This is a genomic window from Azospirillum sp. OGB3 (assembly GCF_014192915.1).
GTDB lineage: Bacteria > Pseudomonadota > Alphaproteobacteria > Azospirillales > Azospirillaceae > Azospirillum.
The window spans coordinates 1-24,771 of record NZ_JACHYN010000013.1; the positions used below are offsets into that span (position 1 = coordinate 1).

Annotated in this window: 21 protein-coding genes, 1 pseudogene and 1 riboswitch; of the genes and pseudogenes, 10 read left to right on the forward strand and 12 right to left on the reverse strand. The window is 69.1% G+C overall.

The genetic code is table 11. The annotated features are described in order from the left end of the window. Positions 1-310 precede the first annotated feature (310 nt). The 4 genes and pseudogenes from FHW79_RS22400 to FHW79_RS22415 all read left to right on the forward strand — a co-directional run bounded on the left by FHW79_RS22400 (position 311) and on the right by FHW79_RS22415 (position 3,195). Positions 311-1,266: pseudogene (locus tag FHW79_RS22400) on the forward strand (transposase). 136 nt (positions 1,267-1,402) lie between these two features. After that, a complete protein-coding gene (locus tag FHW79_RS22405; RefSeq protein ID WP_183180950.1) occupies positions 1,403-1,588 on the forward strand; it encodes a hypothetical protein in 186 nt (61 codons plus the stop codon). A gap of 336 nt (positions 1,589-1,924) precedes the next feature. Beyond that, positions 1,925-2,299: a hypothetical protein gene (locus tag FHW79_RS22410; protein ID WP_183180951.1), complete on the forward strand. Its 375-nt coding sequence runs from the start codon at positions 1,925-1,927 to the stop codon at positions 2,297-2,299. A gap of 128 nt (positions 2,300-2,427) precedes the next feature. After that, positions 2,428-3,195, forward strand: coding sequence for a superoxide dismutase (locus FHW79_RS22415; protein ID WP_247884544.1), 768 nt, complete (start codon positions 2,428-2,430; stop codon positions 3,193-3,195). Between the two features lie 64 nt (positions 3,196-3,259). Here FHW79_RS22415 and FHW79_RS22420 read toward each other — a convergent pair whose 3' ends face one another. Next, on the reverse strand, positions 3,260-3,940 hold the full coding sequence (locus tag FHW79_RS22420; protein ID WP_040137994.1) for an energy-coupling factor ABC transporter permease: 681 nt from the start codon (positions 3,938-3,940) through the stop codon (positions 3,260-3,262). A gap of 174 nt (positions 3,941-4,114) precedes the next feature. Beyond that, a riboswitch (cobalamin riboswitch) is annotated at positions 4,115-4,355 on the reverse strand. A 144-nt stretch (positions 4,356-4,499) separates the two neighbouring features. On the opposite strand from FHW79_RS22420, the gene FHW79_RS22425 reads away from it, so the two are divergent. Both FHW79_RS22425 and FHW79_RS22430 read left to right on the forward strand, forming a co-directional pair. Next, positions 4,500-6,428 (forward strand): hypothetical protein, encoded by a 1,929-nt coding sequence (locus FHW79_RS22425; RefSeq protein WP_183180952.1) that lies wholly within the window; start codon positions 4,500-4,502, stop codon positions 6,426-6,428. Positions 6,429-6,635: 207 nt separating this feature from the next. Continuing rightward, the gene (locus FHW79_RS22430; protein WP_247884545.1) at positions 6,636-7,787 is read left to right on the forward strand and encodes a glutathionylspermidine synthase family protein; all 1,152 of its coding nucleotides are present in this window, start codon (positions 6,636-6,638) and stop codon (positions 7,785-7,787) included. An 83-nt stretch (positions 7,788-7,870) separates the two neighbouring features. Here FHW79_RS22430 and FHW79_RS22435 read toward each other — a convergent pair whose 3' ends face one another. Then, entirely contained in the window at positions 7,871-8,095 is a 225-nt protein-coding gene (locus FHW79_RS22435; RefSeq protein ID WP_183180954.1) for a hypothetical protein, read from the reverse strand. Between the two features lie 149 nt (positions 8,096-8,244). After that, positions 8,245-8,904 carry a polyhydroxyalkanoate synthesis repressor PhaR gene (phaR, locus tag FHW79_RS22440; RefSeq protein ID WP_183180955.1) on the reverse strand — a complete coding sequence of 220 codons (660 nt, stop codon included), beginning with the start codon at positions 8,902-8,904 and terminating at the stop codon, positions 8,245-8,247. Between the two features lie 545 nt (positions 8,905-9,449). Here phaR and FHW79_RS22445 point away from each other — a divergent pair. The 3 genes from FHW79_RS22445 (at position 9,450) to phbB (ending at position 12,761) form a co-directional block, all read left to right on the forward strand. Beyond that, on the forward strand, positions 9,450-10,652 hold the full coding sequence (locus FHW79_RS22445; RefSeq protein WP_211108431.1) for an alpha/beta fold hydrolase: 1,203 nt from the start codon (positions 9,450-9,452) through the stop codon (positions 10,650-10,652). A gap of 112 nt (positions 10,653-10,764) precedes the next feature. Then, complete coding sequence (locus FHW79_RS22450) at positions 10,765-11,940, forward strand: acetyl-CoA C-acetyltransferase (protein WP_183180957.1); 1,176 nt, start codon at positions 10,765-10,767, stop codon at positions 11,938-11,940. A 98-nt stretch (positions 11,941-12,038) separates the two neighbouring features. Next, positions 12,039-12,761: an acetoacetyl-CoA reductase gene (gene phbB / locus FHW79_RS22455; RefSeq protein WP_119510469.1), complete on the forward strand. Its 723-nt coding sequence runs from the start codon at positions 12,039-12,041 to the stop codon at positions 12,759-12,761. A 610-nt stretch (positions 12,762-13,371) separates the two neighbouring features. Here the strand turns inward: phbB and FHW79_RS22460 are convergent. The 3 genes from FHW79_RS22460 to FHW79_RS22470 form a co-directional block, all read right to left on the reverse strand. Next, a complete protein-coding gene (locus FHW79_RS22460) occupies positions 13,372-13,773 on the reverse strand; it encodes a hypothetical protein (RefSeq protein ID WP_183180958.1) in 402 nt (133 codons plus the stop codon). Between the two features lie 5 nt (positions 13,774-13,778). Further along, complete coding sequence (locus FHW79_RS22465; RefSeq protein ID WP_183180959.1) at positions 13,779-15,032, reverse strand: MFS transporter; 1,254 nt, start codon at positions 15,030-15,032, stop codon at positions 13,779-13,781. A 115-nt stretch (positions 15,033-15,147) separates the two neighbouring features. Continuing rightward, positions 15,148-16,083, reverse strand: a complete 936-nt coding sequence (locus FHW79_RS22470) for a LysR family transcriptional regulator (RefSeq protein WP_183180960.1) — start codon at positions 16,081-16,083, stop codon at positions 15,148-15,150. A 111-nt stretch (positions 16,084-16,194) separates the two neighbouring features. Here FHW79_RS22470 and FHW79_RS22475 point away from each other — a divergent pair, with 111 nt between their 5' ends. Beyond that, a complete protein-coding gene (locus FHW79_RS22475) occupies positions 16,195-16,656 on the forward strand; it encodes an NUDIX hydrolase (protein ID WP_183180961.1) in 462 nt (153 codons plus the stop codon). Here FHW79_RS22475 and FHW79_RS22480 read toward each other — a convergent pair. The 6 genes from FHW79_RS22480 to FHW79_RS22505 all read right to left on the reverse strand — a co-directional run bounded on the left by FHW79_RS22480 (position 16,619) and on the right by FHW79_RS22505 (position 24,664). Next, positions 16,619-17,455, reverse strand: coding sequence for an EAL domain-containing protein (locus tag FHW79_RS22480; protein ID WP_183180962.1), 837 nt, complete (start codon positions 17,453-17,455; stop codon positions 16,619-16,621). The two genes, FHW79_RS22475 and FHW79_RS22480, sit on opposite strands and share 38 nt — an antisense overlap. Before the next feature lie 201 nt (positions 17,456-17,656). Then, positions 17,657-18,757: a redox-regulated ATPase YchF gene (gene ychF, locus FHW79_RS22485; RefSeq protein WP_183180963.1), complete on the reverse strand. Its 1,101-nt coding sequence runs from the start codon at positions 18,755-18,757 to the stop codon at positions 17,657-17,659. Between the two features lie 118 nt (positions 18,758-18,875). Next, entirely contained in the window at positions 18,876-19,691 is an 816-nt protein-coding gene (locus tag FHW79_RS22490; RefSeq protein WP_183180964.1) for an energy transducer TonB, read from the reverse strand. 27 nt (positions 19,692-19,718) lie between these two features. Further along, complete coding sequence (locus FHW79_RS22495) at positions 19,719-21,956, reverse strand: TonB-dependent receptor (protein ID WP_183180965.1); 2,238 nt, start codon at positions 21,954-21,956, stop codon at positions 19,719-19,721. A 214-nt stretch (positions 21,957-22,170) separates the two neighbouring features. Beyond that, positions 22,171-22,584: a DUF2946 domain-containing protein gene (locus FHW79_RS22500; RefSeq protein ID WP_247884546.1), complete on the reverse strand. Its 414-nt coding sequence runs from the start codon at positions 22,582-22,584 to the stop codon at positions 22,171-22,173. A gap of 115 nt (positions 22,585-22,699) precedes the next feature. Next, positions 22,700-24,664, reverse strand: a complete 1,965-nt coding sequence (locus FHW79_RS22505) for an ATP-binding protein (RefSeq protein ID WP_183180966.1) — start codon at positions 24,662-24,664, stop codon at positions 22,700-22,702. Between the last annotated feature and the right edge of the window lie 107 nt (positions 24,665-24,771).

Below are 24,771 nucleotides of genomic sequence, written 5' to 3' on the forward strand. Positions count from 1 at the left end.
AGCCACCCAGGACTTGGACGATACGGTTTCAAACACGCTTGACAATCGGCTTCATGAACGGCAAGGCCGGCGCTTTCCCCTGCGGGAAGCGCCGGCTTTTCGTTGTGTCGAGGTGTCGCCACGGGCCCCCTCCCTAACCCTCCCCCGCCGTGGGCGGGGGAGGGGATCAAGGGGTTGGGAGGTGGACGGTGCAGAGCTTGTCGGGGCTTTCCTTGGCGATGCTCTTGTGAACACCTGGACGCCTCGAAAAACCGTAGCGTTGCCGGCGTTCTGGTGATTCCCTTGGCTTGAGGGCGACGGAGGACGGGACATGGCCGGTCAAACTGGGCTGTTCGATCTTCGGGACCGCGACGCGGAGCTGAGCAAGAGCGGTGATCCACTGGAACGGCTGTTGTCGGTGATGGACTTCAAAGTGTTCCGCCCGACGCTGGACGCGGCCCTGGGACGCAAGGATCGCTGCAAGGGCGGCCGGCCGCCGCTGGACGCGGTGATGATGTTCAAGATCCTGGTGCTGCAGGCGCTGTAGGGTCTGTCGGACAAGCAGGCCGAGCATCAGGTGCGCGACCGGCTGTCGTTCATGCGGCTCCTTCGCCCTGGGCGGCCAGATCATCGACGCCTCCATCGTGGAGGCGCCCCGGCAGCGGCTGACCCAGGAGGAGAAGCGCCAGATCCGTGACGGCGAAGACCAGCCCTCGCCGCCGGCCAAGGCGCGCCAGAAGGACAGGCAGGCGCGCTGGACGGTGAAGCGGGGACGGGTCAAGGCGAAGCCGGGACCGACGCTCGACGGGTCCGAGGCGCGCATGGTAGAGGGACTTCTGATCCCGGCGTTCGGCTACAAGTCGCACATCACCATCGACCACCGGTCCCGTCTGATCCGGCGCTTCATCGTCACCGACGCGGCGCGGCACGACGCTGCCCAACTGCCGGGCCTGCTCAACCCGGACGCTTTCGACAGCCGGGTATGGGCGGACAGCGCCTATCGCTCGAAGGCCAACGAAGCGGCCATCACGGCGGCGGGGCGCCGCAGCATGGTGCATGTCCGCAAGCCGAAGGGTCGGCCGATGCCGGAGCCCTACCAGCGTGCCAACCGTGCCCGCTCGGCGGTGCGCTCGGCCGTCGAGCATGTGTTCGCCGACCAGAAGGCGCGCATGGGGCTGTTCATCCGCACCATCGGCCTTGGGCGCGACGGTGACGATCGGCATCGCCAATCTCGCCCACAATTTCCGACGCCTGATCTGGCTTGAGGGGCGAATTGCGCCCGTATAGCGCCAAAATCGCTGCATATTCCCGCATTTTTCGCCAGAAATCGCGCTTCATCCCTCAAAAGGCAAAGCTTTCACGCCCGGACGCCCTCACTCTCACCATCAACCGAGGCTGAAAAGCGGTTTATCGAGGTGTTCGTATGGCGAGGTTCGGCGTCACCGCTCTGGTGTACGGGGTCGAAGCGTTCGCCGACATCGGGCGCATGCACGACATCGTGCTGACCAGCTTCGACGACGACGCCTACATAGACGCCAAAATGTTCGGCGGGCTTTACTGGTGCGATGAGTTCGTGCGGGCGGCCAAAGTGGAAACCGCCCCCCTGTAGTGGGTTGGGCGTCAGCGGGCTTGGCCTGTGCGCGGCGCCCCTATCCTGGGCTGAGTTCGATCGCATCTGGGAGAACACACGGGCCATCTTGGATATCAAAACGGTGAAGAAGCAGATCGAATCCGCACGGCACAAGCTCAACGCGGTCACAACCATCCAGGCGGTTTCCACCGCACTGGTCTATGGTTTGATCACGCCGTAACGCGCCTGCTTCCAAGACGGAAATCGGACGTTTTAATGAGGGGGTGGGCTAATCCGTAGGGGCCTTTGCCGCGACGGGGTTATCGGTTGGATGATGGTTTACCCGATCGAACGAATCGCCGGAGCTTTTCCGCCATGCCGACACCGCCGCACGGATTGCCCGACCGAGGGCTGAAGCCCTTCATTCTCGCCATTCATCGCGAAGCGCTGGAAACCGCCGCCGCCAAGGGGTTGAGCGGCACCCTGGCGCAGGTCGCCGCCCTCCAGGACACCGCCAGCCTTGCCTCGGCACAGGCCGGACGCCGCGTCACGGAGGAGGAGGTGATGCGGCTGCTGCTGCGGGAGCGCCGCGCCGGCAGTATCCGCGAGGCGGCGCAAGCGCCCCTGGTCGCTCCGGTCCGGAAGCCGGCGGCGCCACCCTCGCGATTCCGTCTGGGGCGCTGGCGAACGGTGGCGATGGGCGCGGCCCGGTCGGTACCCGCCGGCTTGGCGGGAAAGGCCCGCTTGTAAAGAACGGGCATCGCGCGGTCCGCTGGTACCGAATGAGTACGCCCATTGCCCTGTTGAGTGAGTTGCGGGGCGCACTGACGCTGTCGCTTCCCCGCTGTTCGGCACGAAACACAAGATTGGGAGGTCTCATGTCCGTTCGCCTGGATCGCCGCCAACTGCTGCTGTCCGCCGGCGCCGCCGCGCTGGTGCTGGCCGTGGCGCCGCGCTTCGTTCTGGCCCAAACAACAGGGGCCCAAACAACCGGAGGCCAAGCGCCGGGCGGCAAGGGTTTCACGCTGCCGCCGCTGTCCTACGCCCCCGCCGCGCTGGAACCGCACATCGACGCGACGACCATGAGCGTGCACCACGGCAAGCACCATCAGGCCTACGTCGACAACCTCAACAAGGCGCTCGCCAACCACGGCGACCTCCAGACGATGCCGCTGGCCGAACTGCTGAAGCGCGTGCCGGAACTGCCGGAGAGCATCCGCACCGCGGTGCGCAACAACGGCGGCGGGCACGCGAACCACAGCATGTTCTGGAGCATCATGGGACCGAACGCCGGCGGCGCCCCGGACGGCGAGGTGGGCGCCGCCATCACGCGCGACTTCGGCACCTTCGACGAGTTCAAGACGCGCTTCAACACGGCGGGCGCCGGGCAGTTCGGCAGCGGATGGGTCTTCGTCACCGCCGACCCGTCGTCGGGCAAACTGGCCATCGCCGCCCGTCCGAACCAGGATTCGCCGGCCATGGAGGGCGTGCCCGTGCTGATGGGCAACGACGTGTGGGAACACGCCTATTATCTGAAATACCAGAACCGCCGCGCCGACTATCTGGCGGCTTGGTGGAACGTCGTCGACTGGGGCGCGGTGAACCGCCGCTACGCGGCGATCCGCAAGGGCGAACTGGTGATCTGAACGGAAAAGGGCGGCAGGACATCCCCGCCGCCCTTCACGCGAACCATCCGGTCCGGGGAGCCGGTCAGGCGCCCTGGTGCAGGCGGATGTTGAACAGCGGACCCTGGCTCTGGCGGCGCAGCGCCTTGGCGACGGCCAGCACGGCGAGGTCGGCCAGCGGCTCGACGATGATGACGGTCATGTAGGCGGCGCCGAACGAGGCGACTTCCGTCATGGTCTCGGCGGTGAAGCCGTGGCCGTAGAAGGCCCAGAAGGCCACCCAGGCGACGATGCCGCCCTGGTAGGCGGTGGAGAGGGCCAGCGCCTGCGAGTACTTCAGGTCGACATAGGGGGTGGCGTCGGGAACGATCCGCTTCGCCAGCAGGCTGATGCCCCACAGCGGAACCAGCAGCGTGGTGACGTTCATGCCGTACTGCGGCAGGTCGAAGGGCGCGAAGAACAGGCCCTGGATCAGCAGGCCGGCGGCAAGGCCGATGGAGGCGGCACCGGCGCCGAACAGCAGGAGCAGGGTCGAACCGAGGATCAGGTGAACCTCCGACACGCCCACGGGGTGGTGCGGGAACACCTCGAAGAAGCTGAAGACCAGCGCGGTGGCGATCAGGCTGCGCAGCACCAGCGGCGCGACCCCGCCATTGTTGCGGACGTCGTCGCGCGCCAGCTTGCCGGCCATCGCGAAGCCGCCGGCGGCCGTCGCGTAGCTGAGAGCGATCTTGGCGCCGTCCACGACGCCGGGTTCGATGTGCATGCTCTATGCCCTTTCCGAGTCTGCCATGCGTTGGGAGGGGCGTCGTTGCTGGCAGGCACCGGCATCGCAACCCCCTTGGTCCCCTTGGCTGGGCGCACCGGAGGGACGGCTTGCGGAGGACGGGCGGCCGTCGGGCCGGACATCGGCAAGCGACCACCGGGGCACCCCGCCCGAGGACGTACGTTCGGTCACGGCAGGTCTCCTGGCTTGCGGGTCAAGGCGGCATCGTCCGGCCTTCCCGGCGCCCGTTCCCGCAGGCGGCGCCAGTGACACGGATAAGGACGAGGCCGCTCACCGCTCACAGTTGCGGGGGCAGCGCCGGATTTGCCGTGTCTCCCCGAACGGGGCGGTGCACCGGCTTCCCTCTTAGCCCCGCGACCGGATGGCGCGGGGAACCATAACCGGCGCCAGGGTAGGGGCGGGCTCCCCTGCCGTCAAGAGGGGGATGGAGGCCCGACCGCGGCATCGCATGCCTTCCTTGACACCGTTCCCACGGAGGCGACAAGGTGCCACGGACTGCGCGGCGCCGGACCAACGGGCGAAGGACGGGATTGCGGGCATGCTACCGGTTCATTTCCTGACCATCGTGCTGAACGGCGATCCCTTCATCCGCTATCACCTGGAGGTTTTCCGCCAACTGCCCTTCCCCTGGCATTGGCATGTCGTGGAAGGGGTGGCGGAACAGGTTCGCGACTCCTCTTGGTGCGCGCAGCGGGGTGGGCGCGTTCCGCAGGACCTTCACCGCGACGGCCGCAGCAGCGACGGGACGTCGGAGTATCTCGACCGCATCGCCGCGGAGGAACCCGAGCGCGTGTCGGTCTACCGCAAGCCGCCGGGCATGTTCTGGCAGGGCAAGGTGGAGATGGTGACCGCGCCGCTGGCCGCCATGACGGAGGACTGCCTGCTCTGGCAGGTCGATGCGGACGAGCTGTGGACGGCGGAGCAGATCACCCGTGCGCGCCGGATGTTCCTAGGCTCGCCGTCGCGCACGGCGGCTCTGTACCTCTGCCATTTCTTCGTCGGCCCGTCCCTGGTCCTCGACCGGCTGGACCAGTACGGCAATTACCGCGCCTACGAATGGCTGCGCACTTGGCGCTACCGGCCGGGCGACTACTGGCACTCGCACGTCCCGCCCCGGCTGATGCGCCCGCAGCCCGACGGGTCCGAGGTCGAGCTTGGCGCGGCCAACCCCTTCCTGCACGAGGAGACGGCGGCGGGCGGGCTGGTCTTCCAGCATTTCGCCTACGCGACGCGGGAGCAGGTCGCGTTCAAGGAGGTCTATTACGGCTACGACGGCGCGGTCGGGCAATGGGCTGCCCTGCAGACGGCGGGACGGTCGATCGGAGGCGGCACCCTTCCGCTGCGCGATTTCTTCCCTTGGGTGACCGACGCGGCGACTGTCGCCCGCGCCGAGCACGCCCTGGTGGAGCCGCTGGCGCGCCCGGACGCCGCAGGGACCTGGGGCTTCGTGCCGCCGGCGCGGGGCGCCTCGACGGCCCCGGCGGTGGCCCTGCTGCGGGAGTCCGGCCCCGCCGTCCGCCGCCGCACGCTCCTTCCCGGCGAACCGCCGCCCTTTCCGAGCGACCTGATCCGGAACGTCGGCCTGTTCCTGCTCGACGGGGCCGGCGCCGTGCTGCGGGCGTCGGGTTTCCTGCGGGAGCTGCGGCGGGCCTTGCCGCTGGCCCGGATCACCGTTTTCGCGACGCCGGACGCGGAGGCGGCGCTCGCCCTCTGCCCCTACATCAACCAGCGGGTCACCCTGCCGCCGCTGGGGGGGCGGGCGCCCGACGACGCGCTGGTGAGCGCGGTGCGCCAGGAGATCGGCCAGCAGTTCCGCGGTGCCTTCGACCTCGCGGTCAACCCGATCCGCGGCGAGGATGCCAGCTTCGCCAACCGATTGATGCAGGACACCGGCGCGCCGCTCCGCCTCGGTTGCAAGGTCGGCCGGCCGGTGCGCGGCTATTACGCCGACGCCTTCCTGACCCACGTCGCCCCGACTCCCGCCGGCCTGCTGGAGGCGCTGACCACCGGAGAACCGGACCCCGCCACGGAGGTCTGGACCCCCCCCGCCGGCGAGCGGGCCGCCGCCGCGCTTCTGGCCGAGGGCGTTCCGGCGCGCTGGCGCTGCGCCGTCGGGCTGTCCGCGTCCGCCGGCGCTGGAAGCCTGTCGGAGCTGTGCCGCCGCCTCGCCGCACGGGGCGACACTGCTCTGATCCTGGTCGGCGAGGAGGCCGCGAAGGGGGCTGCGGCGCGCATCGCCGGGGAGGCCGGGGCCGCCTGTTTGAACGCCGTTGGGCGGCTGGGCTTCGACGGGCTGTGCGCCCTGCTGCGGCGCTGCGACCTGTTCGTCGGGACCGGGGCCCCGGCGGCGGACATCGCCGCGGCGGCCCGGCTTCCCATGGTGGGAACCGGCCCGGAGCACGGCGATCCCACCGCCGAGGCAATGGAGGGCGCCATCGCGGCTTGGCTGGCCGACCGCGCCTATTGACGGGCGTTCCCGCCCGGCCTGTGAGATCCACGGGGGGAAGCGTGGAAAAACGGAGGGGCGGGCGCGCAAGGCGCTTGTGTTGGCGCGTTTGCGCCGCAATGATCCGCCCCCACCGAATCCCGGACGGCCGCAAGCGGCGCGCCGCAGCGGGGCAAAACCATGGATTGAATCCGCCGGCCCGGTAAGCACACGATGCGCAGAGCAGTCATGAAACCCCGTGCGGATTGGCGTCCGGGGCTCCGCAAATACCCCTATGGCGTCCGTGCCATGAACGCCGGCGCCTTCTGGCGCGAGGACGTGCGGTACGAGTTCTCCGCCCACCAGATCGACCTGATCGAGAGCGTCGCCGACGAGCTGCACACCATGCTGCGCGAGGCGCTGCGCGCGACGGTGGACGGGCGGGCGCTGGCCCGGCTGGGGGTGCGCGGCGGCGTGGGGCGGCTGCTGGAGGCCTCCTGGAACGACTATTGGGCGTCCGGCCGGCTGAACGAGCGGGCCGGCGCGCTGATCGGGCGGCTGACGCTGGCCTATGACGGGCGCGATTCGGTCAAGCTGCTGGCCTGCAACTACGACACGCCGGAAGGTCTGTTCGCCGCTTCGATCATCCAACGCAACTGGCGCGAAGCCCTGATGGGCGACGCCAACCAGTTCAACGGCCTGCACGAGGGGCTGGTGGAGCGCTGGGAGGAACTGGCGGTGGGAATGCCGGGCCGCAGCCTCGTCCATCTCGCCTGCGCCACCCCCGACCCGATGCGCGAGAGCGAACTGGTCTATCTGGCCGCCACCGCGGCGGAGGCCGGCATCGCCACGCATCTGCTGCCGCTGCAGAGCCTGGGCTGGGACGGCCGGCGCTTCATCGACGACGAGGGGCGGGCGGCCTCCTGGCTGGCGAAGATCTACCCCTGGCAGGGGCTGGCCGACGACGCCTTCCTGCAAAAGCTGCGGATGGGTGGCATGAGCATGCTGTCGCCGCTGTGGTGCTGGCCGATGTCGAACCATGGACTGCTGGCGACGCTCTGGTCGCTCTACCCGCGCCACCCGAACCTGTGCCGCGCCGCGCTCGACCCCGAGGAACTGGCCGGCTGCGAGGCGGTGACCGAGCGCAGCCTGTTCGGGCTGGATGACGCGGCCCAGCGCATGACCGCGCACGGCCGCGCCATCTCGGACACCGGGGAGGCCGAGTATCCGGGGGGACGGGTCTGGCTGGAAACCCCGCCGATCTTCGAGGAGGAGGGCGTCCACGCGCTCCTGCACTGCTGGATCATCGGGGACAAGTGCCTGGGCATGTCGGTCCGCGAGTCAGCGGACCCGCGGGTCGGCTCCGACGCGGCGATGGTGCCGCACATCTTCCGGGGCTGAGGCGTCTTCAAGGGGCGGACTGAGCCCGCCCTGTCTTTGAGAGGGGCAGGGCGGGCGCTTTGGCGGCGATTGACCGGCAGGCTTTAACGGCCGCGGCCCGGCGCGAAGGGATTGGGCAACGGCGAGCCAAACGCCGCCCGGCGGGCGTCCCGCCATGCGACGTCGTTGCCGACGCCGCTGTGGGTGGCGGACACCGACACCACCTGACTCTGGTGACGCAGCCAACCGCGCAGCTTTTCCTCGAACCGGTGGGCGTCCTGGACGTCTGCAACCTCCAGTTCCATCGTCATCTGCAATTCGGTCTTCATGGCGTTCCTCCTCTGGACCGTTCCAACGAACAAACAGCCGGGCGTGCCTCTGGTGCCGAAAAAAACAGAAAAGGGCGGGGAACTTTCCCCGCCCTGCGCTGCAACGCCGTGAAGGCGATGGCCGTCGATGCGATTGGCGGCGCTGCCGCTCACTTGCCTTCGGGCTTGGCCGGGCGTGCCGGCTTGGCGATGCTGGCGATCTGCTTCTGCAGGTCGTCGATCTGCTTCTGGAGCTCTTCATAGGTGTGGCTAACCGCCGCACCATTGGGCGGAACAGCGGACGGGCCGGGGGCCGCCGGGCGCGGAGGAGCGGCGGGGTGTTCGCCGGGCTGCCCGTCCTCGGCGCCGCCGAAGGGCGAGAACATGCGCATGGCCCGTTCGAACATCGCCATGTTCTGCTTGCCGACCTCTTCCAGCCGGCCGAAGGGGAACATGCCGCCCAGCGTGTTCTGGAAATAGTCGCGCATCTGCTCCTGGTTGCGCGAGAAGGACTGCATCGAATATTCGAGGTAGCGCGGCACCATCCACTGCATGTTGTCGCCGTAGAAGCCGATAAGCTGGCGCAGGAAGCTGATCGGCAGCAGGTTCTGGCCCTTGCTCTCCTCCTCGACGATGATCTGCGTCAGCACCGAGCGGGTAATGTCCTCTCCGGTCTTCGCGTCATAGACCACAAAGTCGAGCCCATCCTTGACCATCTGACAGAGATGGTCGAGCGTCACGTAGCTGCTGGTCGCCGTGTTGTAGAGCCGCCGGTTGGCGTACTTCTTGATCGTGATCGTCGCGGACTTCTGGTCTTCCTTGTCGGCCATCGCTGTTTCTTTCAAGAAGGGTCGTGCGGCGGGAATGTTCCAGATATAAGGACTACTCGAAGGAATGCACCCTGTCCAGTGCTGTGCCGCAGCGCTGCGACCGCTGGTGGACATCGCGCCGATATTTCAGGATTTGCGACATTTTCGATCGGTCCGTCGCGGCTCTGGTCAAGCGCACCGCCTCCCCCATATACTCCCGGCCATGGCCGAATCGTCCGAATCCGACAGCCCGTCCCTGGAAACGCTCGCGCAACGGTACCTCGACCTGTGGCAGGAACAATGGGCGGCCTGCGCCGCCGATCCCGAGATGGCCGATGCCGCTGCCCGCCTGTTCCAGATGATGGCGCAGGGCGCCGCGGCGATGGCGCCCTTCGTGCTGGGACCGGGCGGTTTCGTCTATGCCAGCCCGCCGGGCACCGGCTGGAATCCGATGCCGGCTTCATCCCAGGCGGCTTCATCCCAGCCGTCCTCCCAAGGAGAGCCGCGTGACCGGGGACAACGCCACGATCCCCCCGCACCCCCCCACCCCGCAGCCCGTCCCAAGGATGGGCCCGCGGCCCCTGGCGCTGCATCTGGCGACGGTGGCGGCGACACTGCTCAGCTCCTCCGCCGCATTGCCGCACTTGAGGAACGGCTCGCTGCCATGGAAGCCGCATCTGCGGGAGCGGGCGGAGGACCTGCGCCGGCGGATCGCCGCAACCGACGCGGACGCGTTCGCCCAGACGGTTGACCGGGAGGTCCGCCGCCAGCTCAACCTCGCCTTGACGGGGATCGAGCGCTACCGCCACCATCCCTACCGCCGCGACCTTCCCGACCCGCCCGTGCTGTGGACGGAAGGCGCGTCCCGCCTGCTCGACTACGGCGCCCTCGGCCCGGCGACCGGCGCGCCGGTGCTGTTCGTGCCGTCGCTGGTCAACCGCCATTACATCCTCGACCTGTCGGCGCGCAAAAGCCTGATGCGCTGGCTGGCCGCGCAGGGGCTGCGCCCCTTCCTCATCGACTGGGGCACGCCCGGCCCGCTGGAGCGGCGCTACAACCTGACCGACTACATCGCCGGGCGGCTGGAGCGCGTGCTCGCCGCGGTGGTGGAGGCGGTGGGCCGCCCGGTTCCGGTGGTCGGCTATTGCATGGGCGGGCTGCTCGCCACCGCGCTGGCGCAGCGCCGCCCCAAGGAGGTCGCGGCGCTCGGCCTGCTTGCCACTCCCTGGGACTTCCATGCGGAAGATGCCGGGATGGCCCGCCGCGCCGCCGCCGTCTTCCAGCCCTTCGGCCCGCTGCTCGACGTCTGGGGGGAGTTGCCGGTGGACATGCTGCAGGCGCTGTTCGCCCAGCTCGACCCGCTGCTGGCGCTCAAGAAATTTTCTCAGTTCGCCCGCATGGAGCCGGACAGCCGCGCCGCGCTCGCCTTCGTGTCGCTGGAGGATTGGCTGAACGATGGGGTGCCGCTGGTCGCCGGGGTGGCCCGCGACACGCTGGCCGGCTGGTACGGGCGCAACGACACGGCGCGCGGCGCGTGGCTGGTCGCCGGCCAGCCGGTGGAGCCGGCGCGGTTGCGCATGCCGGTCCTGGCGCTGATCCCGGAGCGCGACCGCATTGTTCCGCCAGCTTCCGCGGTGGCCTTGGCAAGATCAATCGACAGCGCGCAAATGATCAGGCCGCCGCTTGGCCATATTGGCATGGTGGTCAGCGCCGGAGCCGAAACAGGCGTTTGGCGCCCCCTGGCCGAATGGCTTAGTGCGGCAGGATAACCGCAGCCAGTCAGGTGTCTTGCATTGCGGGAAATCCGCGCATAAGGTTTTTCCCACTCCGTGCGGCCCACTGACACGATAATAAAACTGACAAAATCTGAGGAGCGTCAACATGACCGAGGTTGTGATCGCCAGCGCAGCGCGTACTCCCATCGGAAGCTTCAACGGGGCGCTCAGCACCGTGCCGGCCCATTACCTGGGTGAGATCGCCATCCGCGAGGCGCTGAGCCGCGCCAAGACCGACGCCGCTGAGGTGACCGAGGTCATCCTGGGCCAGATCCTGACCGCCGGTCAGGGCCAGAACCCGGCCCGCCAGGCCGCCGTCAACGCCGGCATCCCGGCCTCCGCCACCGCCTTCGGCATCAACCAGCTCTGCGGCTCCGGCCTGCGCTCGGTGGCGCTCGGCTATCAGGCGATCCGCAACGGCGACGCCGAGGTCATGGTTGTCGGCGGCCAGGAGAGCATGAGCCAGGCCCCGCACGTCATGCATCTTCGCAACGGCGTGAAGATGGGCGCCGCCGAGATGCTCGACACCATGCTGAAGGACGGCCTGATGGACGCCTTCAAGGGCTACCACATGGGCACGACGGCCGAGAACGTCGCCCAGAAGTGGCAGCTGACCCGCGAGGAGCAGGACGTCTTCGCCGCCGCCTCGCAGCAGAAGGCCGAGGCCGCCCAGAAGTCGGGCCGCTTCAAGGACGAGATCATCCCGGTCACCATCAAGGGCCGCAAGGGCGACATCATCGTCGCCGACGACGAGTATCCGAAGCACGGCACCACCGCGGAATCGCTGGCCAAGCTGCGCCCGGCCTTCTCCAAGGAGGGCACCGTGACCGCGGGCAACGCGTCGGGCATCAACGACGGCGCCGCCGCGCTGGTCCTGATGACCGCCGAGAACGCGGCCAAGCGCGGCCTGACCCCGCTGGCCCGCATCGTCTCCTGGGCGACCGCCGGCGTCGATCCGGCGATCATGGGCACCGGCCCGATCCCGGCCTCCCGCCTCGCGCTGGAGAAGGCCGGCTGGAAGCATGAGGATCTCGACCTGATCGAGGCGAACGAGGCCTTCGCCGCGCAGGCCCTGGCCGTCAACAAGGACCTTGGCTGGGACACCTCCAAGGTCAACGTCAACGGCGGCGCCATCGCGCTCGGCCACCCGGTCGGCGCTTCCGGCGCCCGCGTCCTGACCACCCTGCTCTATGAGATGCAGAAGCGCGACGCCAAGAGGGGCCTCGCCACCTTGTGCATCGGCGGCGGCATGGGCATCGCCCTCACCGTCGAGCGGGGCTGACGAAAAGCGGGCCGTTCCCTCCGGGGTGCGGCCCGTTTCGTATACGTGCCTACAGAAACCGATAAAGAATCCAACACCAAGCTTTGGGGGAGGAGCCAATGGCTCGAGTTGCAGTCGTCACGGGCGGAACGCGCGGTATCGGCGAAGCCATCTCCGTCGCGTTGAAGAATGCCGGCTATGTCGTCGCCGCCAACTACGCCGGCAACGATGAGAAGGCGAAGGAATTCTCGGCCCGCACGGGCATCGCGGTCTACAAGTTCGACGTGTCGGACTTCGACGCCGTGAAGGATGGCATCGCGAAGATCACCGCCGAACTCGGGCCGGTGGACGTGGTGGTGAACAACGCGGGCATCACCCGCGACGGCGTGATCCACCGCATGACCCCGCAGCAGTGGAACGACGTCATCGCGACGAACCTCACCTCCTGCTTCAACCTGTGCCGCAACGTCATCGACGGCATGCGCGAGCGCGGCTTCGGCCGCATCGTCAACATCGGCTCGGTGAACGGGCAGGCCGGCCAGTATGGCCAGGTGAACTACGCCGCCGCCAAGTCGGGCATCCACGGCTTCACCAAGGCTCTGGCCCAGGAGGGCGCGGCCAAGGGCGTCACCGTCAACGCCATCGCGCCGGGCTACATCGACACCGACATGGTGCGGGCGGTGCCGCCCAACGTGCTGGAAAAGATCGTCGCCCGCATCCCGGTCGGCCGTCTCGGCAAGGCCGAGGAGATCGCCCGCGGCGTGCTGTTCCTGGTCGGCGACGACGCCGGTTTCATCACCGGCTCGACCCTGTCGATCAACGGCGGCCAGCACATGTACTGATCGGCCGGTGCAGTGACTCCCGGGTCTGCGGACCCGTTTGAAGCGACACGAAGCCTTCGCCCCTCTCCCGCACCCGCGGGGGAGGGGTTTTTCTTTGGGCCGTCTAGAAGATGGATCGCCGAGGACATGACGCGCGGCGTGGAAGGCCGAAAAAGCGAAACCCCCGCGCGGGGGGCGGGGGTTTCAGCGGCTGTGCCAGGACATCCGCAATGGTTGAGCCGTCTCAACGGCAATGTTCAGAAATGTGTGGCCGAACAGGTCGGCTTCCTCAAGTAAGCGCAGGTGGACTCATGATGATCACACCCTCCTGGCTACGGGAACATTTGCTGTGATGAGAAGCTGGCTTTTGGGCCAACTTGATGCGGTGTCCACCGCGTCTTCACCTCAACCAGTGTTGCTCTGAGGGATAGCCTGCTCTTCCTTGCGGGGGTTGTCAATACCCGAACTGCGGTCCCGTTGCCGCTTGATGACGGGTTTGTGACGTCATACGGCCGGCGCATGAACCGTTCCATGATCGGCCGGCCGTATGACCCTTTCGCACAAGGCTGCGCCATGTGCTGTCGGGTTTGAACCGAAGGCGTTTGATGGAGGCCATCAAACGCCTTCGGTATCACTTGAACTGGAAGCCGACCGGGCGCTTGTCGTCCAGCGAGACCACCGCGCAGCCGCCCAGCGCCGGGCCGACCGACAGCTCGCCGTAGGCGGTGACCGCCCCTTCCTGCTTCAGGCGGCCGACGAAGCCGCCACCGTCGCTGCGGGCGACCCAGGCGAAGGGAATCCAGGTCTGGCGCACCGGCTGGCCGCCGGCGCGGACCACCGCGGTGAAGGCCTCGGCGGTCGGGGTGCCCGGCGGGAAGACGGCGAGCACCGTGCCGCCGTCCTCCTCGTTCAGAGCCGCCTGGTTCAGCGCCACCCCCGTCACCACCGCCCAAACGGCCAGCGCCAGCGCGCCGAGCGCCAGCGCGAAGCCGTGGCCGAAGCCAGGAGAGGAGGCGGGCGCCGGGTTCGTCATGACCGTCAGGCCTTGGCTTCCGCCGCCAGGGAGGGGGCGGGCTTCTCGGCGATCGGCCAGTTCACCACCGCGGCGGCAAAGGCCAGGGCCACGCTGGCCCACCACACCACGTCGTAGGAGCCGATGCGCTCGTACAGCACGCCGCCCAGCCACACGCCGAGGAAGCCGCCGACCTGATGGCTGAGGAAGGCGAAGCCGTAGAGCATGCCGAGATAGCGCGTGCCGAACATCAGAACGACGAGGCCGGAGGTCGGCGGCACCGTGGACAGCCACAGCAGGCCCATCGCCGCGGCGTAGAGGATCACCGAAACCGGGGTGACCGGCAGCAGGATGAAGAGCGCCGTGCACAGGCCGCGCAGCGTGTAGTTGGCGCAGAGCAGCAGGCGCTTGCTCATCTTGCCGCCCAGCACGCCCGACATGTAGGAGCCGACCACGTTGAACAGCCCGATCAGCGCCATCGCCCAGGAGGCGAGGCCGGGGCTGATCCCGGCGGCCGTCAGGTAGGGCGGCAGGTGGGTGGTGATGAAGGCGAGCTGGAAGCCGCAGACGAAGAAGCCGGTGACCAGCAGGACGTAGCTGCGGTGCTTGAAGGCCTGCCGGATCGTCGCGGCGAAACCGATGTCGGCCCCGGTGACGGCCTGCGCGCCCTTCGACCCGCCCGCCCCGGCGAAGGAGGAGGCGAGCACCGGGATCATCAGCATCGAGGCGCCGAACAGGATCAGCGCCGTCTGCCAGCCATAGGCGGCGATGAAGGCTTGGCCGGTGGGGGCGAACAGGAACTGGCCCATCGAGCCGGCGGCGGTGGCGACACCCATCGACCAGCTCCGCTTCTCCGGCGGGACGATGCGGCTGAAGCCGGCGATGACGATGCCGAAGGACGCCCCGGCCAGACCCAGCCCGATCAACAGGCCGGAGCTGAGATGCAGCATCAGCGGCGTGTCGGCGTAGGGCATCAGAGCCAGTCCCAGCGCGTAGAGAACGCCGCTGATCCCCAGCACCAGCGCCGGGCCGTAGCGGTCGCACAGCGCGCCGGCGAAGGGGGTGCCGATGCCCCAGACCAGATTCTGGATGGCGATCGACAGGGCGAAGACGTCGCGGCCCCAACCGTGCGCCTCCGACAGGGGGGCTGTGAACAGGCCCATGCTGGACCGCGGGCCGAACGCCAGCATGGCGATCAGGCAGCCGCAGGCGATGACGAATCCCGGCGTCCGCCAGGAGCGGGGCGACGGCGCCCCGCCCACCCGGTTGCTGGTGTCCAAGTTATCCTCCCTCGGCGCGGGCTGTGGCCGGTGCGGCAACGCTGGCCCGCGTCTCATCAGGGTCACACGATAAGCGTGCGCCGGGCGTGCATCAAATTCACAATGGGAAAGAAGGTTATTCGGCCGCGGAATGGCAGGGCAGGGGCAGAGGCGCCTCTTCCGCCGGGGGAAGCAGGTCCAGCAGGCTGTCCTCCAGCACGTCGAAGACGGGGCCGATGCGCCCGGTGAAGCGGCCGCGCAGCAGCCACACCGCGACGGTCAGCGCGAAGTCGGGGGTCTCCAGCGGCCGCACCTGGGCGGCGTGCAGGGTCGGGGCGATCAGCCGCAGCGGCGCCAGCCCGAATCCGACGCCGCGGGCGACCAGCGACAGCAGAAGCGACTGGTCGAACCCCTCCACCGTGACGTTCAGCGCCGGCCCGTGCTGCGCCATCGCGCGGCTCATGGCGGTCCGATACTGACAGCCGTCGGGCTGAAGCACCCAGCCCACGGCGTTCATCGCCGGCAGCGTCCAGTCCCGCTGCCCGGCCAGCTCGGCCGACGCGACGACCCGCACCGGCTCGCGCGAGATGCACACGGCGTCCAGGTCGTCCGGCGGCGTCTGGGCGTCGTGGGTCAGAACCAGCGCGCCGTCCAGCGTGCCGTTGCGCACCTGCTCGACCAGCGGCGTGCTCCAGTCCGAATGCAGGCGGACGGTCAGGCCGGGGAAGGCGGCGCGCAGCCGGTCCAGCGGATGGTGCGCGGCGATGGCGCTCAGCACATGGGCCACCCCCAGCCGCAGCAGGCCCTTGGGCTGGGCGGCCCCGGCAAAGGCGTCCGACAGCTCGTCCGCCGCGCTCAGCACCCGCTGCGCGTGGGCCAGCGCCATGGCGCCGTCGCGGGTCAAGGCCAGCGGCTTGGTCTGGCGGTCGAACAGGGACACGCCAAGCTCCGCCTCCAGCCGCTGGATCAGGCGCGAGACGGCGGACTGGGTCAGCCCCAGCCGGTGCGCGGCCTCCTGCACCGACTGGGCTTCGGCCACGGCGACGAAGGTGCGGATCTCGTTGAGCTTCATGGCGGCGTCCGGGGCTCGCTGTCCAGGGTGGCGGGTCGCTCGGCCTCTTGGCCACTGGTATCCGACTGTCCCCCTGGGTTAGCGTCGGGTCAAGCGCAACGAGGAGCCGCCATGTCCACCACACCCCCCGCCGATCGTTCCGGCCGCGAGTATCCCGACCGTCCCTGGGTGGGGGTGGGCGCCGTGGTGTGGCGCGGCGACCGGGTGCTGCTGATCCGCCGGGGCCGCCCGCCGCGGATGGGGCAGTGGAGCCTGCCCGGCGGCGCCCAGTCGGTGGGCGAGACGGTGTTCGAGACGGCGGTGCGCGAGGTGCTGGAGGAAACCGGCCTGCACGTCGTGCCGACGGAGGTGGTCACGGTGGTGGACGCCATGACGCTCGACGACACCGGGGCCGTCCAGTACCACTACACCATCGTCGAGGTGGCGGCGGAGAGCCCGGAGGGCGAGGCGGTCTGCGCCGACGACGCCCTGGAGGCGCGGTGGGCCACCATCGACGAGGCCGCGGAACTGACCGAATGGGACGAGACGGAGCGGGTCATCCGCCTGTCGGCGTCGCGGCGAGCCGCCGTATGAAGTCCGGCACCTGCGCCGCGTCCAGGGGTTTGGCCAGCAGATAGCCCTGGATGCGGTCGCAACGGTAGGCGCGCAGGTAGAGAAGCTCCTCGTTGGTCTCCACCCCTTCGGCGATCGCCTGCATCCCCAGCGCGTGGGCGAGGTCGATGATGGCGCGCACGATGGCGGCGGCGTCGCGGTCCTGCACCATCGCCTGGGTGAAATGCTTGTCGATCTTCAGCGCCTCGACCGGCACGCGGCGCAACAGGGCCAGCGAGGAATAGCCCGTCCCGAAATCATCCAGCACCAGCCGAACCCCGGCGCCGCGCAGCTGGGTCAGCACCTCGCGCGAGGACTCGCTGTGCTCGAACAGGGCGGTTTCGGTCAGTTCCAGCTTCAGGTTCGCGGCGGGCAGGCCGGTTTCGGCGAGGATGCCCAGAACGGCACGGGCGAAGCCGGGGTCCTGCAACTGCCGCGCCGACAGGTTCACCGCCACCGGCACATCGGCGATGCCACCCTGCATCCAGCCCGCCGCGATCTCGCAGGCGCGGCGCACCGTCCACTCGCCCAGGATGTGGATGGCGTCGCTGGTTTCCGCCATGGGGATGAAGACGTCGGGCGGGATCACCGTGCCGTCGTCGAGCCGCCAGCGCGACAGCGCCTCGAACCCGGTCAGTCGCCCGCTCTGGGTATCAGCCTGCGGCTGGAAGGCGAGGCGCAGCTCGCCGTGCCGGATGGCGTCGCGCACGCGGTCGGAGAAGGTACCGGGACCCGGCGCGATGGCACCCGGCGCGATGGTCGCGTTCTGGTTCACCGCCATATCCCCTCCGGTCCGGCCCGCGGTTGTCGCCCATTTCAGTGGACTTAACAGCCGAAGCGAGGCTTGTTAACCATATCTCAGGGGTATTTAAGCGGTTTTTCCAGTTTTACGAAAGGGTTAACGGATTTCCCGACGGTGATAAGATTGGGGGGCGTTAACCCCTTCTCCCTCAAGGAGGGGAAGGGGTCAGCGGAATTCCAATCAGACGTTGAAGCGGAAGTGGAAGATGTCGCCGTCGTTGACGACGTATTCCTTGCCTTCCTGGCGCATCTTGCCGTTGTCCTTCGCGCCCTGCTCGCCGCCCAGCGTGACGTAGCTGTCGAAATCGATCGTCTCGGCCCGGATGAAGCCGCGCTCGAAATCGGTGTGGATGACGCCCGCCGCTTCCGGGGCCTTGGCGCCGCGGCGCACGGTCCAGGCGCGGGCCTCCTTCGGGCCGACGGTGAAGAAGGTGATGAGGTCGAGCAGCTGGAAGCCGGCGCGGATCAGCTTGTTGAGGCCGGTCTCCTCCAGGCCGAGGGATTCCAGGAATTCCTGCTTCTCGGCGGCGTCGGAGAGCTGGGCGACCTCCGCCTCGATGGCGGCGGAGATGACGACCATGCCGGCGTTCTCGGCCTTGGCCTTCTCGGCGACCTTGGCGGTCAGGCCGTTGCCGGTGGCGGCGGACGCCTCTTCGACGTTGCAGACGTAGAGGACCGGCTTGGCGGTCAGCAGCATGAACTGCTTGAAGACCGGCTTCTCCTCCTCGCTGACCTCGACGACCCGGGCCGGCTTGCCGTCCTGGAGGACCTTCAGCGCGCGCTCCATCAGATCGGCCTTGATCTTGGAGTCCTTGTCGCCGCCCTTGGCCTTCTTCTGGAGGCTGGTGAGCTGGCGCTCCAGGCTCTCCATGTCGGCGAGCATCAGTTCCGTCTCGACCACCTCGGCGTCGCGCAGGGGATCGACGTTGCCTTCCACATGGGTGACGTCGTCGTCCTCGAAGCAGCGCAGGACGTGGACGATGGCGTCCACCTCGCGGATGTTGGCGAGGAACTGGTTGCCCAGCCCTTCACCCTTCGAGGCGCCGCGGATCAGGCCGGCGATGTCGACGAATTCGAGCTGGGTCGGGATGATCTTCTGCGACTTGGCGATGGCCGCCAGCTTGTCCAGCCGCGGGTCGGGCACGCCGACGCGGCCGACGTTCGGCTCCTTGGTGCAGAAGGGGAAGTTCGCCGCCTCGGCCGCCTGGGTGGCGGTCAGCGCGTTGAACAGGGTCGACTTGCCGACGTTCGGCAGGCCGACGATGCCGCAATTGAAGCCCATGGGGGTGCTCGCCGTCGGAAATCTCGGGAATTGGGGCGCTTTATCCTACGTGGAGCCGCAAAGCGCAAACGGGAAGTGGGGGTGGGCAGGGTTGAACGCCGCTTCCGGCGGGGCTGAGTCACCGCGGGCGGAACAGGAAGGGCACGGAGAAGACGCGGTCCTCCGCCGTCAGGCCGGGCGGCGGGGCGGGGAAGGGCGACGCCTTGCGCACCGCGGCCAGGGCCGCCCGATCCAGGGCCTCGTCGCCGCTCGACGTGAGGATGGAGGCGTCGAGCACCTCGCCCGCCGTGCCGAGGGTCAGCTTGACGGTGGCCTGCCCGCTGCCGACCACCTTCTCCGGCTTGTGCCGTCCGATCCAGGCCCAGACCTGCGCCCCGTAATCCACCATTGCGCCCCGGCTGGCCGAGACCGGCTCAACCGCCGCCGCGTTGCGGCCGGTTCCGGTTCCGGTTCCGGTTCCGGCTTCGGCGGATGGCGCCGGTGATGGGCTTGGGCCCGGTGCCGCCTGCGGTTTCGACACCGCCTTGACGGGCGGCTTCGGCTTCGGTTTGGGTGGCGGGGGAGGGGGCGGTTCCGGTGCGGATTCCGGGGTCGGCTCCAGCAGCGGGGGCACCGGTTCCAGCGCCACCTCCGGCTCGGGTTCCGGGACCGGTTGCGGCCCGGGGTCCTGCTGCGGCTCGCTTTCCGGTTCGGCGACCGCTGCCGGCGGCGGGCCGCTGTCCACCTCGGACGCCACCAGCATCATCTCGATCACCGGGGTGATGGTTTCGTTCAGGCTGACGGCGCCGGTCTCCTCCGCGACCGTGCCGGGGGCCGCTCCGGCGGCGGACAGAAGGACGGCCAGGGCGCCGGCGTGCAGCGTCCCGGACAGGGCGAGCGCCCCCAGCGGCCGGCGGGCCGGCTGGGGGCGCTCATGCAGGCGGATCGCGCGCAAGGCGGGGGCCTCGTCAGCCGGCCTCCATCAGAAGGCCATGGTCAGGCCGAGGTTGAAGGACCGCCCCATGCCGGCCAGGGCGCCGATCGGCTGGCGGTTGCCGCTGGCGCGGAAATCGCCGTAATCGACGCCGCCCAGCGGCAGGTGATACTGGGCGCCGAACAGGTTCTCGATCCCGACGTCGGCGCGCAGGTTGCCCCAGACGTAGCTGGTGCGCAGGTTGACCAGGGCGTAGCTGGGGGTTTCCGGCTCGTTCCGCCCGGAATCGACCAGAAACTTGCGCCCGACCACCTGGAATTCCAGGACGCTGCTCCAGTCGCCCAGCCGGTGGCCCAGGTCGATCGTCCCGTTCAGCGGCATGATGTGATAGAGGTCGCGCCCGGTGTCGAGGTTGCGGCCGCGGACGTAGCTGACCACGGCGCCCACCGTAAACTCGCCCAGCCGCTCGTCCTGATGCACCAGGCTGCGGCCCTCGGCGTTGATGCCGTACAGCTCCGCCGTGTGGTTGGCGAAGCGCAGCTGGACGAAGCCGTTCGACAGGGGGCCGATGCGGTCGGCGTCGATGAAGTTCTCGACGTGCGAATAATAGGGCGTGACCTTGACCGACCAGCGCTTGGCCTCGGCGTCCTGCCAGGCGGCGGTGGCGCCGACCGTGTAGGCGGTTTCCGGCTTCAGGTCCGGGTTGCCGACATAGCCGTTGGCGTCGCCGTACCAGCCGATCATGGTGGAGGACATGCCCCCGGTGCCCCAGGCGAACCGCTCGTACAGGTTGGGCGAACGGGTTTTCCGGGCGAAGCCCAGCTCGTAGCGTTCCGAGGCGGACGGCGCGAAGCGGAGCAGCGCCGTGGCGTCGACGTTCACGTCGGTCTTGGAGCGGTTCTCCCGGTTGAAGGCCGCGGCGGCGGGTGCGTCCGGGTTCGCCATACCCATCATGCCCATGCCGATCGTGTTGGCCCAGGAGTAGGGCTGGACCGGTCCGTTTTCCATCCACACCACGTCGTTGCGCACGCCGAGCAGCGAGGTCCAGGCCGGGGTCCAGCGCTTCTCCCACTCGGCGAAGGTGCCCAGCCGGTCGCGCCGTGCGTCGTTCAGGTTCACGAAGGTCAGCGGCGACATCATCGCCGACCCGGCGACCGGCGGCCACCAGTCGTCGATGCGGTAGCGGACCAGCTCGTTGCCGATGCGCAGCGTGTCCTGCGCCGACAGCGGAACTTCCGCCGAGACGGCATAGCCCATCTCGTGCGAATCCGTGTTCATCGGCATCCCGCCGCGGTCGGCGCCGCCCTTGTCGTGCAGGAAGTTCATGGCGTGGGCGGTGCGCTGCCAGAAGGCCCGGCCGTCCAGCGTGCCCCAGTCGAATTCACCCTTGTAATGGCCGTTCAGGGTGGTGCCGCGGTTCAGCGTCATGTCCATGCGCTGGTTCGCAAAGCCGGAATAGGGCGAATACTGGTAGCCGCCGGACAGGGTGATCTCGTGCCCGTCCTTGCGTGCGCTGGCCGACAGCGCGTGGTTCTGCACGTTGTAGAGGGTGGAGCGGACCTTGTCCCCATCGCCGTCCTTGTAGTCGTCTGCGCGGCTCCAGGCGCCGCTGTAGCGCAGGCTGAACCGCTCGGTCGCCGCGGTGGCGGTGCCGGACAGGGTGGTGCCGTTGCCGTTCGACCGGTAGACGGTGGACAGGCTGCCCTCGCCGTGGATGGGCTCGCCAGGCTGGGCATAGACGGGGGGCTTGCTGGTCACCGAGACGGTGCCGGCGATACTGTCGCCGCCCTTGCTGACCGGGGTGACGCCGGCGATGGCCTCGATGGCGCCGATGACGGCGGGGTCGGCGTAGGACAGCGGCGCGTTCATGTGGTTGGCGCAGGCGGCGGTCATCGGCATGCCGTCCAGCTGGACGCGCACGCGGTCGTCGGCCAGACCGTTCAGCGCCGGCAGGCTGGAGAAGCCGCCCGCGCTGTAGAGCGACACGCCGGGCAGGCTGCGCAGCAGAGCCGCGGCGTCCGCGCTGGCGATGCGGCGGCTGGCGATCTCGGCGGCGTCCAGCGTGCCGGCGCCGAGCGGCCGGGACAGGCCCTTCTCCGGCGCCGTGACGGCGGGTGCGGTGTTCGTCTCGACCGGGACGGCGGGCAGGGCCTGCGGGGTCTGTGCCTGGGCCGGCACTGCGCTCAGCGCGGCGAGGACCGCCGTCAGCAGGGCGGTGGAGGCGAGAAGGCGGTTGGACAAACGGGGGGCGTTCGCCGCGAAGGCGGCGGTGGACAGGCGAATCATTGGGCGCTCGTTCTCGAAACGGACGAGTGGAGATCGACGCAGCCTTGCCGTCCCGCCCGGTCCTCGATCCGCGCGCCGATCGGCGCACGGGATCGCGACCGGCGAGGTGCGGTGCGGAGGCTGGCGTTCAGGGTGGGATGGGCATGGCCGGACAGGCCGCGCCGCCGGGCTCGACAGCCGGGCGCGGCGATCACAGGGCGCGTGCCGAGGGTGGTCAGACGAGGATCGGGGGCGCTCGGGCCTTCAGCCGCGACAGGAACCAGCCGGCGGCGATGTGCTGGCCGGGCAATCCGATGGAACTGTGGGCGGTGACGGAGACCGGCAGCACCACCGTCAGAAGCGGCGGCAGCGTCGTGAGGCCGGCGACCAGACCGCACACCGGGCAGTCCTCACCCATGGACAGCGTGGGTTTTCCATCCGGAAGCAGGGACTCGGGAGGAGGGCCGTCGGGGAGGGCGATGGAGGCCATGCCCTGCGGCGTGCAGATCATGACCGTCTCGCCGGTCTCGGCGTTGGCCACCGGAACCAGGAAGGCCCAGCCGAGAAGCTGCAGCAGCAAGGCCATACCGCCCGCCATCACGGCGGCGCGGCCCAGCCTGCGTCCGATGCTTCCAAACAAAGCCGACATGTTCCGGGCGAACCCCTTTATCCGAGCAAGGGGTTAGGCTAATCGGGCTAAGCCGAAGGAACAAGGGACCATTGGTCGCACCCCCGCGTCGGCGCGCAACCCCAGGAGGGCAAAATCAGGAGGGCAGAACCTCGTCCAGCGCCCCGGCCAGATCGGCGGGCAGCACCGGCTTATGCAGCAGGCGGCAGCCGAGCGACATGGCCTCGCGCAAACGCTCCGGCGCGGTGTCGCCGGTGATGATGATGCCCGGCACCGGCCAGCGCTGGCGCACCAGCTCGACCACCGAGCGCCCGGAGTCGCCGCCCGGCAGGCGGTAGTCGGTCAGCACCACATGGGGGCGCCGCAGGCTAGGCAGCGTCGCGGCCAGTTCCCCCGCCGAGGACACGGCGACCACGCGCAGGCCCCAGCGCTTCAGCAACATGGTCATGCTGCGGCGGACCTGCTCGTCGTCCTCGACCAGCAGCACCGTGCGCCCCTTCAGCCGGGGTTCCCGGCCGACGGCCGGCACCGCCGCGGCGCCGGTGTCCGTCTGGCGGGCGTAGGGCACCGTCACCGAGAAGACCGAGCCCGCCCCGACCCGTGAGCGCAGCGTCACCTCCGTCCCCAGCAGGTGGGCGATGCGCGACACGATGGACAGCCCCAGCCCGAAGCCCTGGGTGCCGTTGCGCTCCGGGTTGTTGAGCTGGCGGAACTCCTCGAAAATGGCCCCGCGGGCGTCCTCGGGGATGCCCGGCCCGTTGTCCCACACCTGGAACTCGACCCCGTCCGCCCGGTGGCGGCAGCCGAGCAGCACCCGGCCCTTGGCGTCCTTTCCCTTGGCGTCCGTTCCCCTGGCATCCGTTCCCTTTGGCCGGCCATGGGCGATGGCGTTGGAGAGCAGGTTGCGCAGCATCCGTTCCAGGAGATGCGGATCGGTGCACACCGCCAGACGGCCGGGCCGGCAGCGCAGCTCAATGGACGAGGCCTCGGCCACGCCACGGAACTCCTCGGCCAGACGGGTCATCAGGGCGGTGGGGGAGAAGTCGGTGACCGACACCTCGATGACCCCGGCCTCCAGCCGGGACAGGTCGAGCAGCCCGCTCAGCATGCCGTTCAGGCTGTCGATGGACGCCTTCAGCCGGTTCAGCGATTCCTGGGCGACCGGGTCCGCGCCGACCGACCCGAGCAGGACGTGGGCGTAGAGGGCCGCCGCCTGGATCGGTTGGCGCAGGTCGTGGCTGGCCGCGGCGAGGAACTTGGTCTTGGCCCGGTTCGCCGCCTCCGCGGTCTCCTTCGCGCGCTTGAGCTGTTCCTGTGTCCGCTTCCGCTCGGTCACGTCGCGGAAGATCACGGCGATGCGGCGCTGGTCGGGGGCGCCGACCTTGAAGACGTAGAAGCTGATCCACTTCTCCAGCGGCCCGGCGTACAGCTCCGTCCGCGTCGATTCCCCGTCGCGGGCGGCGCGGCCGAACACTTCGTACCAGTGATCCTCGAAGGCCGGGCTGATCTCGCGCAGCCGCCGCCCCACGAAATCCTCCCCGGTCATACGCTGCGCCGCGGGATTCATCTCGAGATAGAGGACATCGGCCGGCCGGTCGCCCTCGAACAGCACCTCGGCGAGGAGGAACCCCTCGTCCATCGCCTCGAACAGGGTGCGGAAGCGCCGCTCGCTCTCGGCGAGCTGGGCCGTGCGCTCCTCCACCCGCTGCTCCAGATCGGCGTTGGCCTCCTCCAATTCCTCGGTGAGGACCTGAAGCTCCTCGTAGGAGGTCTGGAGTTCCTCCGACAGATGGGTTTCGCCCTGGCGGAGCGTGTTCAAGCGCTGGTCGGAATCCGCCAGGGCGTCGAGCAGCTCCGCCCGGTGGGTTTCCGACGCGGTGAGGCGTTCGCGCAGTGTGGCGATCTCCCGCCGCTGCGCGGTCATCTCCTCTTCGAACTGAAGCCGATCGGCGGCGAGAAGGCGGGCTTCCTCCTGCGCGTCCTCCGCCGTCACAAGGGCCTGTTCCAGGCTCCGGTCCAGCTCCGCGACACGCTGGCGCAGCGATTCACGCTCGGACTCGCGCGCCCCGTCCTCCGCACGGATGGATGCCGATCTGCCCAAGCCCTTCCCCCTCGCTGGGAACGAACATTCCCTCTCACTGGCAACGAATGTTTGCACAGAACGAACAACGGCGCGCTTGGGGAAAAGTTATACAACCAAAGCCGGAA

Bases quoted from the DNA above. Each gene is read 5' to 3' on its own strand.
- FHW79_RS22420 (WP_040137994.1), bottom strand. From the start codon at position 3,940: ATGCACATCGAACCCGGCGTCGTGGACGGCGCCAAGATCGCTCTCAGC.
- FHW79_RS22415 (WP_247884544.1), top strand. From the start codon at position 2,428: ATGTCCGTTCGCCTGGATCGCCGCCAACTGCTGCTGTCCGCCGGCGCC.
- FHW79_RS22425 (WP_183180952.1), top strand. From the start codon at position 4,500: ATGCTACCGGTTCATTTCCTGACCATCGTGCTGAACGGCGATCCCTTC.
- phaR (WP_183180955.1), bottom strand. From the start codon at position 8,904: ATGGCCGACAAGGAAGACCAGAAGTCCGCGACGATCACGATCAAGAAG.
- FHW79_RS22500 (WP_247884546.1), bottom strand. From the start codon at position 22,584: ATGTCGGCTTTGTTTGGAAGCATCGGACGCAGGCTGGGCCGCGCCGCC.
- FHW79_RS22410 (WP_183180951.1), top strand. From the start codon at position 1,925: ATGCCGACACCGCCGCACGGATTGCCCGACCGAGGGCTGAAGCCCTTC.
- FHW79_RS22430 (WP_247884545.1), top strand. From the start codon at position 6,636: ATGAAACCCCGTGCGGATTGGCGTCCGGGGCTCCGCAAATACCCCTAT.
- FHW79_RS22405 (WP_183180950.1), top strand. From the start codon at position 1,403: ATGGCGAGGTTCGGCGTCACCGCTCTGGTGTACGGGGTCGAAGCGTTC.
- ychF (WP_183180963.1), bottom strand. From the start codon at position 18,757: ATGGGCTTCAATTGCGGCATCGTCGGCCTGCCGAACGTCGGCAAGTCG.
- FHW79_RS22460 (WP_183180958.1), bottom strand. From the start codon at position 13,773: ATGACGAACCCGGCGCCCGCCTCCTCTCCTGGCTTCGGCCACGGCTTC.
- FHW79_RS22475 (WP_183180961.1), top strand. From the start codon at position 16,195: ATGTCCACCACACCCCCCGCCGATCGTTCCGGCCGCGAGTATCCCGAC.
- FHW79_RS22450 (WP_183180957.1), top strand. From the start codon at position 10,765: ATGACCGAGGTTGTGATCGCCAGCGCAGCGCGTACTCCCATCGGAAGC.
- FHW79_RS22445 (WP_211108431.1), top strand. From the start codon at position 9,450: ATGGGCCCGCGGCCCCTGGCGCTGCATCTGGCGACGGTGGCGGCGACA.
- FHW79_RS22495 (WP_183180965.1), bottom strand. From the start codon at position 21,956: ATGATTCGCCTGTCCACCGCCGCCTTCGCGGCGAACGCCCCCCGTTTG.
- FHW79_RS22480 (WP_183180962.1), bottom strand. From the start codon at position 17,455: ATGGCGGTGAACCAGAACGCGACCATCGCGCCGGGTGCCATCGCGCCG.
- FHW79_RS22470 (WP_183180960.1), bottom strand. From the start codon at position 16,083: ATGAAGCTCAACGAGATCCGCACCTTCGTCGCCGTGGCCGAAGCCCAG.
- phbB (WP_119510469.1), top strand. From the start codon at position 12,039: ATGGCTCGAGTTGCAGTCGTCACGGGCGGAACGCGCGGTATCGGCGAA.
- FHW79_RS22435 (WP_183180954.1), bottom strand. From the start codon at position 8,095: ATGAAGACCGAATTGCAGATGACGATGGAACTGGAGGTTGCAGACGTC.